Annotated in this window: 9 protein-coding genes; 6 read left to right on the forward strand and 3 right to left on the reverse strand. The window is 62.5% G+C overall.

Translation table 11 applies throughout. The features are described 5' to 3' along the window. The first annotated feature begins 57 nt into the window (after positions 1-57). The 3 genes from aceE (at position 58) to lpdA (ending at position 6,304) form a co-directional block, all read left to right on the forward strand. Positions 58-2,718, forward strand: a complete 2,661-nt coding sequence (aceE, locus tag AB5Y94_RS17365) for a pyruvate dehydrogenase (acetyl-transferring), homodimeric type (RefSeq protein ID WP_005305627.1) — start codon at positions 58-60, stop codon at positions 2,716-2,718. Positions 2,719-2,831: 113 nt separating this feature from the next. After that, entirely contained in the window at positions 2,832-4,727 is a 1,896-nt protein-coding gene (gene aceF, locus AB5Y94_RS17370; protein ID WP_368206221.1) for a pyruvate dehydrogenase complex dihydrolipoyllysine-residue acetyltransferase, read from the forward strand. Positions 4,728-4,876: 149 nt separating this feature from the next. Next, a complete protein-coding gene (gene lpdA / locus AB5Y94_RS17375; RefSeq protein ID WP_005305622.1) occupies positions 4,877-6,304 on the forward strand; it encodes a dihydrolipoyl dehydrogenase in 1,428 nt (475 codons plus the stop codon). A 72-nt stretch (positions 6,305-6,376) separates the two neighbouring features. Here lpdA and AB5Y94_RS17380 read toward each other — a convergent pair whose 3' ends face one another. The 3 genes from AB5Y94_RS17380 to AB5Y94_RS17390 all read right to left on the reverse strand — a co-directional run bounded on the left by AB5Y94_RS17380 (position 6,377) and on the right by AB5Y94_RS17390 (position 10,390). Next, positions 6,377-6,559 carry a hypothetical protein gene (locus tag AB5Y94_RS17380; protein ID WP_005305619.1) on the reverse strand — a complete coding sequence of 61 codons (183 nt, stop codon included), beginning with the start codon at positions 6,557-6,559 and terminating at the stop codon, positions 6,377-6,379. A gap of 144 nt (positions 6,560-6,703) precedes the next feature. Further along, complete coding sequence (locus tag AB5Y94_RS17385; protein WP_368206222.1) at positions 6,704-8,350, reverse strand: methyl-accepting chemotaxis protein; 1,647 nt, start codon at positions 8,348-8,350, stop codon at positions 6,704-6,706. A 132-nt stretch (positions 8,351-8,482) separates the two neighbouring features. Further along, positions 8,483-10,390: a methyl-accepting chemotaxis protein gene (locus AB5Y94_RS17390; protein WP_026141003.1), complete on the reverse strand. Its 1,908-nt coding sequence runs from the start codon at positions 10,388-10,390 to the stop codon at positions 8,483-8,485. Between the two features lie 247 nt (positions 10,391-10,637). On the opposite strand from AB5Y94_RS17390, the gene AB5Y94_RS17395 reads away from it, so the two are divergent. From AB5Y94_RS17395 to AB5Y94_RS17405, 3 genes are all read left to right on the forward strand, one after another. Beyond that, positions 10,638-12,896: a patatin-like phospholipase family protein gene (locus AB5Y94_RS17395; protein WP_368206223.1), complete on the forward strand. Its 2,259-nt coding sequence runs from the start codon at positions 10,638-10,640 to the stop codon at positions 12,894-12,896. Between the two features lie 228 nt (positions 12,897-13,124). After that, positions 13,125-15,722, forward strand: a complete 2,598-nt coding sequence (gene acnB / locus AB5Y94_RS17400) for a bifunctional aconitate hydratase 2/2-methylisocitrate dehydratase (RefSeq protein ID WP_005305603.1) — start codon at positions 13,125-13,127, stop codon at positions 15,720-15,722. A 164-nt stretch (positions 15,723-15,886) separates the two neighbouring features. After that, entirely contained in the window at positions 15,887-17,467 is a 1,581-nt protein-coding gene (locus tag AB5Y94_RS17405; protein ID WP_368206265.1) for an EAL domain-containing protein, read from the forward strand. Positions 17,468-17,469: the final 2 nt, after the last annotated feature.

Raw genomic sequence — 17,469 nt, forward strand, 5'->3', positions numbered from 1 at the left:
ATGCTTGCGCCCTTCGCCGTGCAATGCCGTGCAATCACAACATAATAGGAACCAGCCATGTCTGATATCCTGAAGAACGATGTGGACCCGATAGAAACGCTGGAGTGGCTTGCCTCTCTGGAATCCCTGCTGCGTGAAGAGGGTCCGCAACGCGCTCAGTTCATCCTTGAACAGTTGGCCGAGAAAGCCCGCGCAAGCGGTGTGGACGTGGCTGCCAAGGCAAATCGCGACTACATCAACACCATCCCGTCCAGCGACGAGCCGGCTTACCCGGGCGACCTGGAGATGGAGCGTCGCATTCGCGCCATCATCCGCTGGAACGCCATGATGATCGTGCTGCGCGCCTCCAAGAAAGACCTGGACCTGGGCGGTCACATGTCTTCCTTCGCCTCTTCCGCGACCATCTACGAAGTCTGCTACAACCACTTCTTCCGTGCCCGCAACGAGAAGGACGGTGGCGACCTGGTTTACTTCCAGGGGCACATCTCCCCGGGCATCTACGCCCGTGCATTTGCCGAAGGTCGCCTGACCGAAGAGCAGCTGGACAACTTCCGTCAGGAAGTGGATGGCAAAGGTATCCCTTCCTACCCGCACCCGAAACTGATGCCGGAATTCTGGCAGTTCCCGACCGTCTCCATGGGTCTGGGCCCCATCGCCGCCATCTATCAGGCCCGCTTCCTGAAGTACCTGACCGACCGTGGCATCAAGGATTGCTCCGAGCAGACCGTTTACGCCTTCCTGGGTGACGGCGAGATGGACGAGCCGGAAGCCAAGGGCGCCCTGACCGTTGCCGTGCGTGAAAAGCTCGACAACCTGGTGTTCGTGGTCAACTGCAACCTGCAGCGTCTGGATGGCCCGGTTGTCGGCAACGGCAAGGTCATCAACGAGCTGGAAGGCCTGTTCGCTGGCGCCGGCTGGGACGTCACCAAGGTTATCTGGGGTCGCAAGTGGGATGAGCTGCTGAAGAAGGACACTTCCGGCAAGCTGATCCAGCTGATGAACGAGACCGTGGATGGTGACTACCAGACCATGAAGTCCCGCGATGGCGGCTACGTGCGCGAGCACTTCTTCAACCGTTACCCGGAAACCGCCGCGCTGGTCAAAGACATGACTGACGAGGAGATCTTCGCCCTGAACCGCGGTGGTCACGATCCTCGCAAACTGTTTGCCGCCTTCTCCAAGGCTGCACAGACCAAGGGCAAGCCGACCGTGATCCTGGCCAAGACCATCAAGGGCTATGGCATGGGCGAAGCAGCCGAAGGCAAGAACATCGCTCACCAGGTCAAGAAGATGGATCTGGGCTCAGTGCGTCACCTGCGCGATCGTTTCAACCTGCCGGTGACCGACGAGCAGCTGGAAAACCTGCCGTACCTGAAGATCGAAGAGGGTACCGAAGAGCACAAGTACCTGCACGCCCGTCGTGCCGCGCTGAAGGGTTATGTTCCGACCCGTCTGCGCGAGAGCACCACCAAGCTGGAAATTCCGGCACTGGATGCCTTTGGTCCGCTGCTGGGTGAACAGGCGCGTGAAATCTCCACCACCATGGCGTTCGTGCGTTCCCTGAACGTGATGCTGAAAGACAAGTCCATCGGCAAGCGCATCGTGCCGATCCTGGCTGACGAAGCTCGTACCTTCGGTATGGAAGGCCTGTTCCGCCAGATCGGTATCTACAGCCCGCACGGTCAGCAGTACACCCCGCAAGACCGCGACATCGTCTCCTACTACAAGGAAGACAAGCAGGGTCAGGTTCTGCAAGACGGTATCAACGAGCTGGGCGCCATGTCCTCCTGGCTGGCTGCTGCGACCTCTTACAGCACCAACGATTGCCCGATGATCCCGTTCTACATCTACTACTCCATGTTCGGCTTCCAGCGGATCGGCGACATGGCGTGGGCAGCCGGTGACCAGCAAGCCCGTGGCTTCCTGCTGGGTGCGACCTCCGGTCGTACTACCCTGAACGGCGAAGGTCTGCAGCACGAAGATGGTCACAGCCACATCTTGGCCAACACCATCCCGAACTGCGTCTCCTACGACCCGTCCTACGCCTATGAAGTAGCGGTGATCGTACAGGACGGTCTGCGTCGCATGTACGGTGAGAACCCGGAGAACGTGTTCTACTACATCACCACTCTGAACGAGAACTACGCCATGCCGGCCATGCCGGAAGGCGCCGAGGAAGGCATCCGCAAGGGTATCTACAAGCTGGAAACCGTGGCCGGCACCAAGGCCAAGGTACAGCTGCTGGGTTGTGGCTCCATCCTGGGTCACGTGCGCACCGCCGCCCAGATCCTGGCCAGCGAGTACGGCATCGGTTCCGACGTGTTCAGCGTCACCTCCTTCAACGAGCTGGCTCGTGACGGTCAGGACGCGGATCGCTGGAACATGCTGCACCCGACTGCCGAGGCTCGTGTTCCCTACATCGCTCAGGTACTGGGCAGCGAAGCCACCATCGCCGCGACCGACTACATGAAGTCCTTCGCCGATCAGGTGCGTGCCTTCGTGCCGACCGAAAACTACCGCGTGCTGGGTACCGACGGTTACGGCCGTTCCGACAGCCGTGCCAACCTGCGTCGTCACTTCGAAGTGAACGAGTTCTACGTAGTGGTTGCTGCCCTGACCGAACTGGCCAAGCGCGGCGAGGTAGACAAGCAGGTTGTGGCCGAGGCCATCGCCAAGTACGGCATCGATGCCGACAAGGTCAACCCGCTGTACGCGTAAGAGGATCAAGTGTCGTGCCGGGACTCGCTGCCCGGCACGACCTTGCAAAGGTTAACGCGAGAGACGCGTGACAGCAGTCGGTCACGCGGATGCACGCAAGAGGATAAAGCACAATGTCCAAACAGATTATGGTGCCGGATATCGGCGCCGATGAAGTTGAAGTCACCGAGATCATGGTGGCCGTGGGTGACAAGGTCGAACTCGATCAGTCCATCATCGCGGTAGAAGGCGACAAGGCCTCCATGGAAGTCCCGGCCCCGTCCGCCGGTATCGTCAAAGAGATCCTGATCAAGGTGGGCGACAAGGTTGCCACCGGTTCCCAGATCATGATCTTCGAAGCCGAGGGTGCTGCCGCTCCTGCGCCGGTTCAGGCCGCTGCACCGGTTGCAGCCGCACCGGCCGCCGCTCCTGCTGCTGCCGCTCGCAAAGACGTGCACGTGCCGGACATCGGTGACGACGAAGTGGACGTGACCGAGATCATGGTTGCCGTAGGCGACATGGTTGAAGCCGACCAGTCCATCATCGCCGTGGAAGGTGACAAGGCCTCCATGGAAGTGCCAGCACCGTTCGCGGGCCGCGTGGTCGAGATCAAGGTTGCCGCTGGCGCCAAGGTCTCTACCGGTTCCCTGGTGATGGTGTTTGAAGTGGCTGGTGCCGCTCCTGCCGTTGCTGCTGCACCGGCCCAGGCTGCCGCTCCCGTGGCTGCTGCCCCGGTTGCCGCCGCTGCCAAAGAGGTCAATGTACCGGATATCGGTGGCGACGAAGTCGAAGTCACCGAGATCATGGTCGCCGTGGGTGACAAGGTTGAAGCCGACCAGTCCCTGATCGCCGTGGAAGGTGACAAGGCCTCCATGGAAGTGCCTGCGCCGTTCGCCGGTGTGGTCAAAGAGATCAAGGTGAAGGCGGGTGACAAGGTCTCCACCGGTTCCCTGATCATGGTATTCGAAGTGGCTGGTGCCGCTCCGGCTGCCGTGGCGGCTCCGGCTCCTGCCGCTGCACCTGTTGCCGCTCCGGCTGCCGCTGCTCCTGCGCCGGTTGCCCAGGCTGCTGCCGCCTCCGACTTCGTTGCCAACGATGCCTACGTCCACGCCTCTCCGGCGGTACGCCGTCTGGCTCGCGAGTTCGGTGTCAACCTGGCCAAGGTGAAAGCCTCCGGTCGCAAGGGCCGCATCGTCAAAGAAGACGTGCAGGCCTACGTGAAGGATGCGGTCAAGCGCGCCGAGTCCGCTCCGGCTGCAGGTCAAGGCACTGGCAACGGCAACGGCATGAGTGTGCTGGCGTGGCCGAAGGTCGATTTCAGCAAGTTCGGTGATGTGGAAGAGGTCGATCTGACCCGCATCCAGAAGATCTCCGGTCCGAACCTGCACCGCAACTGGGTCATGATCCCCCATGTCACCCAGTTCGACGAAGCCGATACCACCGAGCTGGAAGCGTTCCGCAAAGAGCAGAACGCGATGCTCGAGAAGCAGAAGGCAGACGTGAAGATCACCCCGCTGGTGTTCATCCTGAAAGCCGCCGCCAAGGCGCTGGAAGCCCATCCGCGCTTCTGCAGCTCCCTGTCCGAAGATGGCAGCAAGCTGATCATGAAGAAGTACATCCATATCGGTGTGGCGGTGGATACCCCCAACGGTCTGGTTGTGCCCGTGGTTCGCGACGTCAACAAGAAGGGCATCATGGAGCTGTCTCGCGATCTGGCCGAGATCTCCAAGAAGGCTCGTGCCGGCAAGCTGACCGCTGCCGACATGCAGGGCGGTTGCTTCACCATCTCCAGCCTGGGTGGCATCGGTGGTACCAGCTTTACCCCGATCGTCAACGCGCCGGAAGTGGCCATCCTGGGCGTCTCCAAGTCCGAGATGAAGCCGAAGTGGAACGGCAAAGAGTTCGCGCCACGTCTGATGCTGCCGCTGGCCCTGAGCTACGACCACCGCGTCATCGATGGTGCCGATGGAGCCCGCTTCATCACCACCATGAACGGCGTGCTGTCCGACATCCGTCGACTGGTCCTGTAAGTGAGAGGGCGGGCCCAGAGCCTGCCCTTTTTACTTCTCATTTCGTTAACAGGATTGTAAACTTGCCCCGTTTTTTTCACGGCTGCAGCCGCCTTGTCCTGGCTTAAGACTGCGCTGTCCGGGGATATAAGAACGACAAAGAGGTCATGATGAGTAAAGAAATCAAAACCCAGGTCGTAGTACTGGGTGCTGGCCCTGCCGGTTATTCCGCTGCCTTCCGTGCGGCTGACTTGGGTCTGGATACCATTATCGTCGAGCGTTACTCCACCCTGGGGGGCGTCTGCCTGAACGTGGGCTGCATCCCGTCCAAGGCGCTGCTGCACGTCGCCAAAGTCATTGAAGAAGCCAAGGCGCTGGCCGAGCACGGCATCGTCTTCGGTGCCCCGCAGACTGACATCGACAAGGTGCGTCTGTGGAAAGAGAAGGTCATCAACCAGCTGACCGGCGGTCTGGCCGGCATGGCCAAGATGCGTAAAGTCCAGGTTGTGAACGGCTTTGGCAAGTTCACCGGCCCGAACACCCTGGAAGTGGAAGGCGCCGACGGCAAGACCACCGTCACCTTCGACAACGCCATCATCGCAGCCGGTTCCCGTCCGGTGAAACTGCCGTTCATCCCCCATGACGACCCGCGCGTATGGGACTCTACCGATGCGCTGGAGCTGACTACCGTTCCGGGCAAACTGCTGGTCATCGGTGGCGGCATCATCGGTCTGGAGATGGGTACCGTGTACTCCTCCCTGGGCTCCGAGATCGACGTGGTGGAATTTGCCGACCAGCTGGTACCGGCTGCCGACAAAGACATCGTCAAGATCTACACCAAGCGCGTTGCCAAGAAATTCAACATCATGCTGGAGACCAAGGTCACCGCAGTTGAAGCCCGTGAAGACGGCCTGTACGTCTCCTACGAAGGCAAGCACGCCCCGGCCGAGCCGGTTCGTTACGACAACGTGCTGGTTGCCGTAGGTCGCGTGCCGAACGGCAAGATGCTGGATGCCGAGAAGGCCGGCGTTGCCGTGACCGAGCGCGGTTTCATCGAGGTGGACAAGCAGCTGCGTACCAACGTGGCGCACATCCACGCCATCGGCGACATCGTTGGTCAGCCGATGCTGGCGCACAAGGGTGTGCACGAAGGCCACGTGGCTGCCGAAGTCATTGCCGGCAAGAAGCACTACTTCGACCCGAAAGTGATCCCGTCCATCGCCTACACCGAGCCGGAGATGGCCTGGGTGGGTCTGACCGAGAAAGAAGCCAAGCAACAGGGCCTGAACTTCGAAGTCGCCACCTTCCCGTGGGCTGCTTCCGGTCGCGCCATCGCGTCCGACTGCTCCGACGGCATGACCAAGCTGATCTTCGACAAGGAGAGCGGCCGCGTCATCGGTGGTGCCATCGTGGGTACCAACGGTGGTGAACTGCTGGGTGAAATCGGTCTGGCCATCGAGATGGGTGCTGACGCCGAAGACATCGCGCTGACCATCCACGCTCACCCGACTCTGCACGAGTCCGTGGGTCTGGCTGCCGAAGTGTTCGAAGGCTCCATCACCGACCTGCCGAACGCCAAGGCCAAGAAGAAGAAGTAATTCTCTTCCCGCTCCATGAAAAAGCCGCTCAATCGAGCGGCTTTTTGTTTTTCAGCGGCAGGCGGCTGGTTGTCAGCAGCGCCCCTTCTTCGCCTGGCCGGGCGGGCAGAAGGTGCCGTAACCGTCCCTGCTGCCATCGCTGACCCGGATGCGGGCGTCATCGACGCTCACGTCGGCACTGTGCACCCGTACCGGTCCGCTGCTGCAGGCGCTGAGCAGCCCCCCCAGCACTATCATCACTACCAGCTTGCCCATAACTCCTCCTCTCATTTTCCTGATTATGGGGCATTTTCAGAAGCCGGTGGAGGCGGCGCAAAAGCGCCTGCGTCACGGCTTGCCGTGGTTGCGACAGAGGGCGCCGCAGCGCCCTCTGTCGGGTGATGAAGTGGGAGTCAAAAGTTACAGCCGGAAGTTGCCGACCAGCTTGTCCAGCTCACCGGAGAGGTGCTGCAGGCTGCGGCTCGACTCGGTCAGCTGGTGGGCGATGTCGGCGGTCTCCATGGTGAGCTGGTTGATGTCTTCCACGTTGCGGTTGATCTCGCCCACCACGCTCGATTGCTCCTCGGTGGCGGTGGCGACCTGGATGTTCATGTCGCTGATCTGGGTGATGTGGGCGGTGATCTGGCCGAGGGCGCCGTTGGCGGCATCGGCCTGGGTGACCACTTCCAGGCTCTGGTTGCGGCCCTGGGCCATGGCGCTGACGGCGCGGGCGCTCTGCTCCTGCAGCCGGTTGATCATGCCCTGGATCTCGGCGGTGGAGGCGGCGGAGCGGCTGGCGAGGTTGCGCACCTCGTCGGCCACTACCGCGAAGCCACGGCCCTGCTCGCCGGCGCGGGCCGCCTCGATGGCGGCGTTGAGCGCCAGCAGGTTGGTCTGCTCCGAGATGCTGCGAATGGTGTCGAGGATGCTGCCGATGGAGTCGGTCTGGCTGGCCAGCGACTCGATGACTCCGGCCACCCCTTCAATCTCGTCGGAGAGGCCGACGATGCCGTGGCGGGCCTGGGCGACCACGCCGGCCCCCGCATCCGCCTGCTCGTTGGCCTGTCTCGCCACTTCTGCGGCGAGGGAGGCATTGCCGGCGATTTCGCTCACTGTGGCCCCCATCTCGTGGATGGCGGTGGCCACCTGCACGGTGCGATCGCGCTGGGCGGTGCAGTTGTGCTGGGTCAGCTGGGCCTTGGCGGCCACCTCGTTGGCGGTGGCGGCCAGTTGATGAGAGTTGCGGGCTACCTGCTCGATGGCGCTGTGGATCTTGCTGACGAAGTGATTGAAGCTCACCGTGATCTCCGCCAGCTCGTCATTGCCCTTCAGCTGGGCACGGGAATCCAGCGCCAAGTGTTCGGCGGCATAGCCAATGTACTGCTGCAGGAAGCTGACGCGATTGCGCAGGCCACGCAGTACCAGAAAGGAGACCAGCAGGCAGATGACGAGTGCGCCTCCTATGATGGCGAGCATCTGGCTTTCGCCCCGTGCGAAGCTCTGCTGACTGATGGCGTGACGCTGCTGGGCCAGCTTCATCAGTTCGTCGAGCTGGGTATTGGCACTCTTGCGCATGGTGCCGTAGGTCACCGCGTAGCGCTCCTTGTAGATGCGCCGTGCACTCTCCATGTCACCCTGCTCCATGGCGGCCAGCATGGGCTGCAACTCACTCTTTTCCATTGCCTCGAATTGTTCGAACAGCTGCTGGGCATTTTGCCGCGCGGCAGGATCGACCTGGGCGTTGACCGCCAGCTGCATGGCCTGGCGCATCTCGGGGATGTCCTCTTCCCGTGTCTCCTTGACCCGGGTCAACACCCCTTTTTCATCCTTGAGCGAGGTTTCTTGTAACAGCATCATGTCGAGCCCCACCCGCATGCGGGGGATGCGCGACACTACCTCTGCCATGGCCCGCATCGGGGTGGCAGTGTTCTCGTAGAGCTCGGTGGCCTGTCGTTCGATAGCGCCCATGCTGCGAAGGCTGGCGGCGCCCACCAGCAGCAGCGCCAGGCAGGGCACGGCGACAGCCAGTATCAACTGGCTCTTGATTGTCAGTTTACCCTCTAGCATGGGTTCTCCTCGCTGATCATGACGATGTGAATTATCACAGTATAAATCGACGGATCTGGCGCCAACTTGAGCCTTTGTTAACAAACGGCCAACAAAAAGGGGCGCCATGCGCCCCTTGTGATATCAAAAACCTCAAAGTCGGAAGTTGCCGACCAGCTTGTCCAGCTCGCCGGAGAGGTGCTGCAGGCTGCGGCTCGACTCGGTCAGCTGGTGGGCGATGTCGGCGGTCTCCATGGTGAGCTGGTTGATGTCCTCCACGTTGCGGTTGATCTCGCCCACCACGCTGGACTGCTCCTCGGTGGCGGTGGCAACCTGGATGTTCATGTCGCTGATCTGGGTGATGTGGGCGGTGATCTGGCCGAGGGCGCCGTTGGCCGCATCGGCCTGGGTGACCACCTCCAGGCTCTGGTTGCGGCCCTGGGCCATGGCGCTGACGGCACGGGCGCTCTGCTCCTGCAGCCGGTTGATCATGCCCTGGATCTCGGCGGTGGAGGCGGCGGAGCGGCTGGCGAGGTTGCGCACCTCGTCGGCCACCACCGCGAAGCCACGGCCCTGCTCACCGGCGCGGGCGGCCTCGATGGCGGCGTTGAGCGCCAGCAGGTTGGTCTGCTCCGAGATGCTGCGGATGGTGTCGAGGATGCTGCCGATGGAGTCGGTCTGGCTGGCCAGCGACTCGATGACCCCGGCCACTCCTTCAATCTCGCCGGAGAGGCCGACGATGCCATGGCGGGCCTGGGCTACCACCACGGCGCCGGCGTCAGCCTGCTCGTTGGCCTGCTTGGCCACGTCAGCCGCCAGCGAGGCATTGCCGGCGATTTCACTCACGGTAGCCCCCATCTCGTGGATGGCGGTGGCCACCTGCACGGTGCGATCCCGCTGGGCGGTGCAGTTGTGCTGGGTCAGCTGGGCCTTGGCGGCCACCTCGTTGGCGGTGGCGGCGAGCTGGCGGGAGTTGTCGGCCACCTGCTCGATGGAGCCGTGGATCTTGGCGACGAAGTTGTTGAATCCGGTGGCCACCTGGGCCAGTTCATCCCGCCCTTCCACCTTGAGGCGCTGGGTCAGATCGCCGTCGCCGCTGCCGAGTTCGCGGAACAGGCGGGCCAGCTGGTTGAGCGGACGGCTCACCGAGCCGGCCAGCAGCATGCCGAGCAGGCCCATGCCGGCGGCGATAGCCAGGCTCACCAGCAGGATGTGCAGGCGGGCGCGGTCTAGCTCGGCATAGATCTCCGCTTCCGGCACCTGGGCCACCAGATACCAGTCGAGCAGCGGGATATAGCTGCTGGCCAGCACCACCGGCTGACCATCCACCTCGGCGTGGGTGGCGGCAAAGGGTTGCTTGGCCAGCAGGTTGCCGCTGCCGCTTGCCAGCTGGGTCAGGCTGTCCCGGTCGATGCGGCTGGCGTCGGGGTGCAGCTTCACCTTGCCGCTGCCATCGGTCATGAAGACGAAGCCGCTGTCACCGATGCGGAAGTTGGCGAGCATGCTGACCATGCTGTCGAGGGACTTGGCGAGACCGGCGAGGCCGCGGCCATTGAGTTGCTGGAAGTTGACGAACAGCTTCACCTCGCCGTTGCTCTCGCGAAAGATGCTGAGCATCAGGTCTTGCTGGCTCTTGGTGTAGCCGTAGAACCAGGCGTCCTGCTCCGGGGTGAGGTTGCGCAGAAAGCCATCCTGGTTGTAGTAGGCGGCGCTCTGGCGATCGGCAAAGGAGGCGGTGACCAGACCATACTGGCTCGTCATGTCCTTGAGCTGGTTGATGAGGATGGACTCCTGCTCCTTGGGCATGCCGCGCTCGACCCAGTCCAGCACGAAGCGATCGTTGGCCAGTTGCCTGGCGGCACCGGCGACCGAGGTGAGATCCTTCTCGATCTCCTTGCCGATGCGCTGGGTCAGGTTGGGCAGCTCCTGCTCGAACATGCGGGTTTCGATCAGTTGTTGGGCCGAGCGCTGGCTGAAGTAGCCTACCAGCAGGCAGGAGAGCACCACGGCGAGGGTGACCGTGGCCAGGATTTTCTGTTTGAGTGTCAGGCTTGCAAGCATAAGAGTGACTCGGATGGATGAACGCGGGATTGAGCACATATTAGCGGCAGCCCGGCGCCACCCTTGATAGGCCGGCCCACTTTATTGATGGATTACGTTTGCGCTCACATCGCTGCCTGGCTGGGCCGTACCCGCCTGCGTCGGAATGCGCATCGATAACCCCTGCCAACTGTTGCGGTTCGCTTTGCGCACCTTATAGTAGGCTTCACTGCCTAGCTGGCTCGCCCTGGATTCAATGGAAAATCATATGCGCATCTTTCGTCGAGGATGGAACCCACTGTTCCTGATTTTGCTGGCCTGTCTGCCGCTGATGGCGGCGGCCCAGCCCGAACGGCCCAAAATTGCCCTGGTACTCAGCGGCGGCGGCGCCAAAGGGTCGGCCCACATCGGCATCCTCAAGGTGCTGGAGCAGAAGCGCATCCCGGTCGACATCATAGTGGGCACCAGCATGGGCTCCTACGTGGCGGGCATGTACGCCATGGGGCTGAGCGCCGAAGAGGTGGAGCGCACCACCCTGGCCATCGACTGGAACAAGGGCTATCAGGACAAGGTCGGGCGCGACGAACTCTCCCTGCGCAAGAAGCAGCAGAGCGAGCAGTACCAGCTGCGCACCGACATCGGCATCAACGGTGACTCGGTCCAGTTCCCCGACGGCTTCTTCCAGGGCCAGTCCATGGCCAGTCTGCTGCGCCACGCCACCTCCAACCTGCCGGTACAGAAGAGCTTCAACGATCTGCCCATTCCCTACCGCGCCATGGCCACCGACATGGAAACGGTGACTCCTTTCGTGCTGGACCACGGCAGCCTGGCCAAGGCGATGCAGGCCTCCATGTCCATTCCCGGCGCCCTCAAGCCGGTGGAGTGGGAGGGGCACATCCTGGCCGATGGCGGCACCGTCAACAACATGCCGGTGGACGTGGCCAAGGCGATGGGGGCCGACGTGGTGATCGCGGTGGACATCAGCGCCAGGCTGCGCACCCGCGAGTCTCTGAAATCGGGGCTCGCCATGATCGACCAGCTCACCACCTACATGACCCAGGTCGGCACCGAGAAACAGAAGGCGTTGATGGGGCCAGACGACATTCTGCTGACGCCCGAGTTTGGCAACATGGGCATCGCCGACTTCGCCCTGATGCCGGAGGGGATCAAGTTCGGGGAGGAGGTGGCCAACCGCGCCTCGGCCCGGCTCGACAAGCTCTCCCTCTCGCCGGCCGCCTATGCCGCCTATCGCAACCAGAAGCTGAGCCGGCGTGCCGAGCGCAGCGGCCAGCCCGCCTACTACATCGACAAGGTGGAGATCATCAACAAGTCCCGTCTCTCCGACGAGACGGTGCGCGCCATGCTGAAGGTGCGTCCCGACAAGATCCAGACCAACGAGAGCCTGGAGGCGGGCATTCGCCGGCTCTATGCACTGGAGTCGTTCGATCGCATCACCTACGAGGTGGTGGAGCGGGGTGGCGAGAACGTGCTGGTGGTCGACGCCAGCGAGAAGAACTGGGGGCCGGGCTACCTCAACTTCCAGTTCGGCTTCTCCGATGATTTCGAGAGCAGCTCCAACTACAACGTGGGCATGTCCTACACCCTTACCAACGTCAACGACTGGGGGGGCGAGTGGCTGACCGAGGCATCGCTCGGTACCGCCAAGCACTTCAAGACCGACTTCTACACCCCGCTGGAGCCCTCCCAGACCTTCTTCGGCGAGGCGAGCCTGGCCTATGACAAGACCCAGCGCCGCATCTTCATGCCCGAGGAGACGCGGGCGGCCGATGGGGTGAGCTATGTCGATTCCGAATACAGCTTCACCAGCGTCGATCTGGCGGTGGGCTGGAATCGTCAGCCCTGGAGCCGCCTCTCGCTCGGGCTGGAGGGAAAAATGGGGGATATCGACATTCGCAACGTGGCGGATGCCAAGGTGGATGCCTCCTCCTGGGGCCCCTATATCCGTTTCGAGCACGACACCCTCGACAGCCGCTACTTCCCCTATCAGGGCGCCTACTGGGACATCAAGGGGGGTTACTCCGCCGTCCGGCTGGATGACAGCAGTGACATCAATGATCGCTACGAGGGGGTCAACTACCACCTGGCGATGATCAAGCCCTGGTCCTGGGACAGACACAGCCTCAACCTGCTGCTGGAGGGAGGGGGCTCCACCTCCCAGGAGGAGTACCCGCTGTTCGTGCAGGATCTTGGCGGACTGTTCCGCATGTCCGGCTTCCAGCGCTACCAGCTGAGCGGCCGCTACAGCCTGTTTGGCGGGCTGCGTTACATCTACCGGGTGGCTGACAACGACTTCGGCGCGCTGCGGGCCCCGCTCTATCTGGGGGGCTCCATCGAGCAGGGTGGGGTGTGGAACAGCGGCAGGGATATCAGCGTGGAGAGCTCCTTCACCGCCGGCTCCGTCTACGTCGGGGTGGAGAGCTTCCTCGGCCCCATCTTCCTCGGCTACGGCATGGCGGAGGGGGGCAACGACATGTTCTATCTGCAATTGGGCAGCACGTTCGAATAACGGGAAAATGATGCCTTTTTGTTAACTTATTTCTGGTGTGCCATTTATCCGCTTGTAAAACATCAGCAAGTTTAGATGGTTATGTTGTTTTGATGAATATCTGTACAGGCTTTGGATTTTAATTAGTCGTTAAAACTTATATAGTGGGGGGCACCCTACGGGTGTCCCGCAAGGACGATCGCCGCGAGCGTGGGCGAACCCCAAAAAAAGACCAAAGAGGAATTAGTCGTGCTTGAAACATACCGTAAACACGTCGCAGAACGTGCCGCCGAAGGCGTGGTTGCCAAACCTCTGGACGCAGAGCAGGTCGCCGCCCTGGTTGAACTGCTCAAGAACCCGCCCGCCGGTGAACAAGACTTTCTGAAAGAGCTGTTGTCCTCCCGTATTCCCCCAGGCGTTGATGAAGCGGCCTATGTCAAAGCCGGTTTCCTCACCGCCGTTGCCAAGGGCGAAGCCCACTCTCCCATCCTCACCGCTGCCGAAGCCGTCGAGCTGCTCGGTACCATGCAGGGTGGTTACAACATTCAGCCGCTGATCGACCTGCTGGACGACGCGACCCTGGCTCCTCTTGCCGCCAAGGGCCTCTCCCACACCCTGCTGATGTTCGACTCCTTCCACGACGTGGAAGAGAAGGCCAAGGCCGGCAATGCCCACGCCAAGCAGGTGATGCAATCCTGGGCCGACGCCGAGTGGTTCCTCTCCCGCCCCGAATTGGCCGAGAAGATTACCGTCACCGTGTTCAAGGTGACCGGTGAAACCAACACCGACGATCTGTCACCGGCGCCGGACGCCTGGTCCCGCCCGGACATTCCGCTGCACGCCCTGGCCATGCTGAAGAACGCCCGTCCCGGCATCACCCCGGACAAGGATGGCGTCATCGGCCCGATCAAGACCATCGATGCCCTGAAAGAGAAAGGTTTCCCGCTGGCTTACGTGGGTGACGTGGTCGGTACCGGCTCTTCCCGTAAATCCGCCACCAACTCGGTGCTCTGGTTCATGGGCGACGACATTCCGTTCGTGCCGAACAAGCGTGCCGGCGGCGTTTGCCTCGGTGGCAAGATTGCCCCCATCTTCTTCAACACCATGGAAGATGCCGGCGCCCTGCCCATCGAGGTGGATGTCTCCAAACTGGAAATGGGTGATGTGATCGACATCTACCCGTACCAGGGCAAGATCTGCAAGCACGGCACCGACCAGGTGCTGGCCCAGTTTGAACTGAAGACCGACGTGCTGATCGACGAAGTGCGCGCCGGTGGCCGGATTCCGCTGATCATCGGCCGCGGCCTGACCGACAAGGCCCGCGAGGCGCTGGGTCTGCCGTTCTCCACCGTGTTCCGTCGTCCGCAGCCTGTCGCCGACACCGGTAAGGGCTTCACCCTGGCCCAGAAGATGGTGGGCAAGGCGTGCGGCGTGAAGGGCATCCGCCCCGGCACCTACTGCGAGCCCAAGATGACCACGGTCGGTTCCCAGGACACCACGGGCCCGATGACCCGCGACGAGCTGAAAGACCTGGCCTGTCTCGGCTTCTCCGCCGACCTGACCATGCAGTCCTTCTGCCACACCGCGGCCTATCCCAAGCCCATCGACGTGCAGACCCACCACACCCTGCCGGACTTCATCATGAACCGCGGCGGCGTGAGCTTGCGTCCGGGTGACGGCGTCATCCACTCCTGGCTGAACCGCATGCTGCTGCCGGATACCGTGGGTACCGGTGGTGACTCTCACACCCGTTTCCCCATCGGCATCTCCTTCCCGGCGGGCTCTGGCCTCGTGGCCTTCGCCGCCGCCACCGGCGTGATGCCGCTGGACATGCCGGAATCCGTGCTGGTGCGCTTCAAGGGCGAACTGCAACCGGGCATCACCCTGCGTGACCTGGTCCATGCCATCCCCTACGCCGCCATCCAGAAAGGGCTGCTGACCGTCGAGAAAGCAGGCAAGAAGAACATCTTCTCCGGCCGCATCCTCGAGATCGAAGGTCTGCCGACCCTGAAGGTGGAGCAGGCGTTCGAGCTGGCGGATGCCAGCGCCGAGCGCTCCGCCGCCGGTTGCACCATCAAGCTGGATAAAGAGCCGATCATCGAGTATCTGAAGTCCAACATCGTGATGCTGAAATGGATGCTCTCCGAAGGCTACGGCGACGTGCGCACCATTACCCGCCGCATCAAGGGGATGGAAGAGTGGCTGGCCAACCCGGTGCTGATGGAAGCGGACAAGGACGCCGAGTACGCCGAGATCATCGAGATCGATCTGGCCACCATCAAGGAGCCCATCCTGTGTGCGCCGAACGATCCGGACGATGCCCGCCTGCTGAGCAGCGTGGCCGGCGACCAGATCGACGAGGTGTTCATCGGTTCCTGCATGACCAACATCGGCCACTTCCGCGCCGCCGGCAAACTGCTCGAGAAGTACCAGGGCGAACTGCCGACCCGCATGTGGATCGCCCCGCCCACCAAGATGGACAAGGATCAGCTGACCGAAGAGGGCTACTACGGCATCTTCGGCCGGGTCGGTGCCCGCATCGAAATACCCGGCTGTTCCCTCTGCATGGGCAACCAGGCGCGGGTAGCGGAAGGGGCCTCCGTGGTTTCCACCTCCACCCGCAACTTCCCGAACCGTCTGGGCAAGGGTGCCAACGTCTATCTGGCTTCTGCCGAACTGGCTGCGGTTGCCGCCATCCTCGGCAAGATCCCGACCGTGGCCGAGTACCTGCAGTATGCCAAGTCGCTGGATGCCACTGCCGCCGACACCTATCGCTACCTCAACTTCAACGAGATCGCCTCCTACACCAAGAAGGCCGATGCGGTGATCCTGCAGCAAGCGGTATAAGGGGAGGCGCCGACAGGGCGCATCCGTACTGACTCCAAGCCCCGGCCCGTGCCGGGGCTTTTGTTTGTCTCGCTGTCCGCAGCTGGTCAATCTTTGCGCATGTTAGGGCCCGATTCAGCATCGGCTGTTAAGGTGGGCTGCCATGTTTGCTGTATGGTCCCGCCATGTCGATGTCGCCGCTCAACCTGGATTTCTCCCGCACCTGGCTAAGGTTCGGATGCACCTTGCTGCTGTTCATGCTGCCCTTTTCACTCGGGCTGTGGACCATCTACCACGGTCATCTGCAGACGCTGGATCGCCAGTCGCAACGCTCGGCCCGGCAGGCGGTCACCCTGATGGAGACCATGCTGACCCACGCAGAGGGGGCCAACCAGGCCTTGCGTCCCTTCGTTGACAAACCGTGCGAGCAGGCCCTGTTCACCCTGCGCCAGCAGGTGGCGCTGGTGCCCTTCGTGCGCACCGTCAACCTGGTGGGGGAGCAGGGGATCTACTGCAACTCGCTGTTCGGTGCTATCCAGTGGCCGGATCGGCTCGAACACTACAGCGGTGGCCGGCTGCGGTTGATGGCCGGCAATCAGGTGCGGGCCGATCACCCCCTGCTGGCGCTGCGCGACAGCGAGGGCAAGGGCGCCATCTTCAGCACCATAGACGGCGACTACCTGCGCTTCATGCTGGTGCTGAGTGGCCACCCCTGCACCCTGCTGCTGCACGTAGGCAAGCAGTGGCTGGATGAGCGGGGCGTGCTGAGTGAAGAGCCGCAGGCGCCCTCCATGCTGGCCGGCCATGAGATCCGCTCTGCCCGCTACCCGCTCTCCATCTATGCCGGGCACGATCTCCCTTCGCTCTGGCGCTCCCTCTGGCAGACCCGCCCCTGGGCCATCCTGCTGTTGCTGGGGATCTGCTTCGGTTTTGCCCTGCTCATCTGGTGGTTGCTGGGGCGACCCCGTTCCCCCGGGATCGAGCTGGCCCGTGCCCTGCGCAACCGGGAGTTCGTACCCTATCTGCAACCGCTGGTGGAGGCGGGGAGTGGTCGGGTGATGGGAGGCGAGGTGTTAATGCGCTGGCTGCACCCGACGGCCGGGTTGATCCGCCCCGATCTCTTCATCCCCCAGGCTGAGGCGAGCGGCCTGATCGTGCCGATGACCACCCTGCTGATGGAGGAGGTGGCCCGCGAGCTGAGCATGGCGCGAGAGCTGGTGCCCGACGGCTTTCACATCAGCTTCAACATCAGTGCCGTCCATTGCCGCGACATGACGCTGCTTGCCGGGTGCCGGCGCTTCCTCGATCACTTCGCGCCTGGCCAGGTGGTGCTGGTGCTGGTGCTGGAGCTGACCGAGCGGGAGTTGCTGGTGGCGGATCCCAAGACGCTGGCGCTGTTTCGCCGGCTCGACGAGATGGGGGTCAGGCTGGCCATCGACGACTTTGGTACCGGCCACTCCAGCCTGCACTATCTGCAGCAGTTCCATGTGGACTATCTCAAGATAGACAAGTCATTTATCGGCAGGATCGGCACCGAATCCCTCTCCGAGCACATAGTCGACAACGTGATCGATCTGGGAACCCGGCTCGGCCTCGCGCTGGTGGCCGAGGGGGTGGAGACGCGCCGGCAGGCCGACTATCTGAGGGGCAAGGGGGTCGACTACCTGCAGGGCTATCTGTTTGGCCGCCCGCTGCCGCTGCGCGAATTTCAGGAGGTGCTGCGCCACTCCTGCGTCGATCCCGCACGGCAGGCGCTCTCGGCCTGAGT

It is taken from the genome of Aeromonas sp. s5 (assembly GCF_040907865.1).
GTDB lineage: Bacteria > Pseudomonadota > Gammaproteobacteria > Enterobacterales > Aeromonadaceae > Aeromonas > Aeromonas dhakensis.

Bases quoted from the DNA above. Each gene is read 5' to 3' on its own strand.
- aceE (WP_005305627.1), top strand. From the start codon at position 58: ATGTCTGATATCCTGAAGAACGATGTGGACCCGATAGAAACGCTGGAG.
- aceF (WP_368206221.1), top strand. From the start codon at position 2,832: ATGTCCAAACAGATTATGGTGCCGGATATCGGCGCCGATGAAGTTGAA.
- lpdA (WP_005305622.1), top strand. From the start codon at position 4,877: ATGAGTAAAGAAATCAAAACCCAGGTCGTAGTACTGGGTGCTGGCCCT.
- AB5Y94_RS17380 (WP_005305619.1), bottom strand. From the start codon at position 6,559: ATGGGCAAGCTGGTAGTGATGATAGTGCTGGGGGGGCTGCTCAGCGCC.
- AB5Y94_RS17385 (WP_368206222.1), bottom strand. From the start codon at position 8,350: ATGCTAGAGGGTAAACTGACAATCAAGAGCCAGTTGATACTGGCTGTC.
- AB5Y94_RS17390 (WP_026141003.1), bottom strand. From the start codon at position 10,390: ATGCTTGCAAGCCTGACACTCAAACAGAAAATCCTGGCCACGGTCACC.
- AB5Y94_RS17395 (WP_368206223.1), top strand. From the start codon at position 10,638: ATGCGCATCTTTCGTCGAGGATGGAACCCACTGTTCCTGATTTTGCTG.
- AB5Y94_RS17405 (WP_368206265.1), top strand. From the start codon at position 15,887: ATGTCGATGTCGCCGCTCAACCTGGATTTCTCCCGCACCTGGCTAAGG.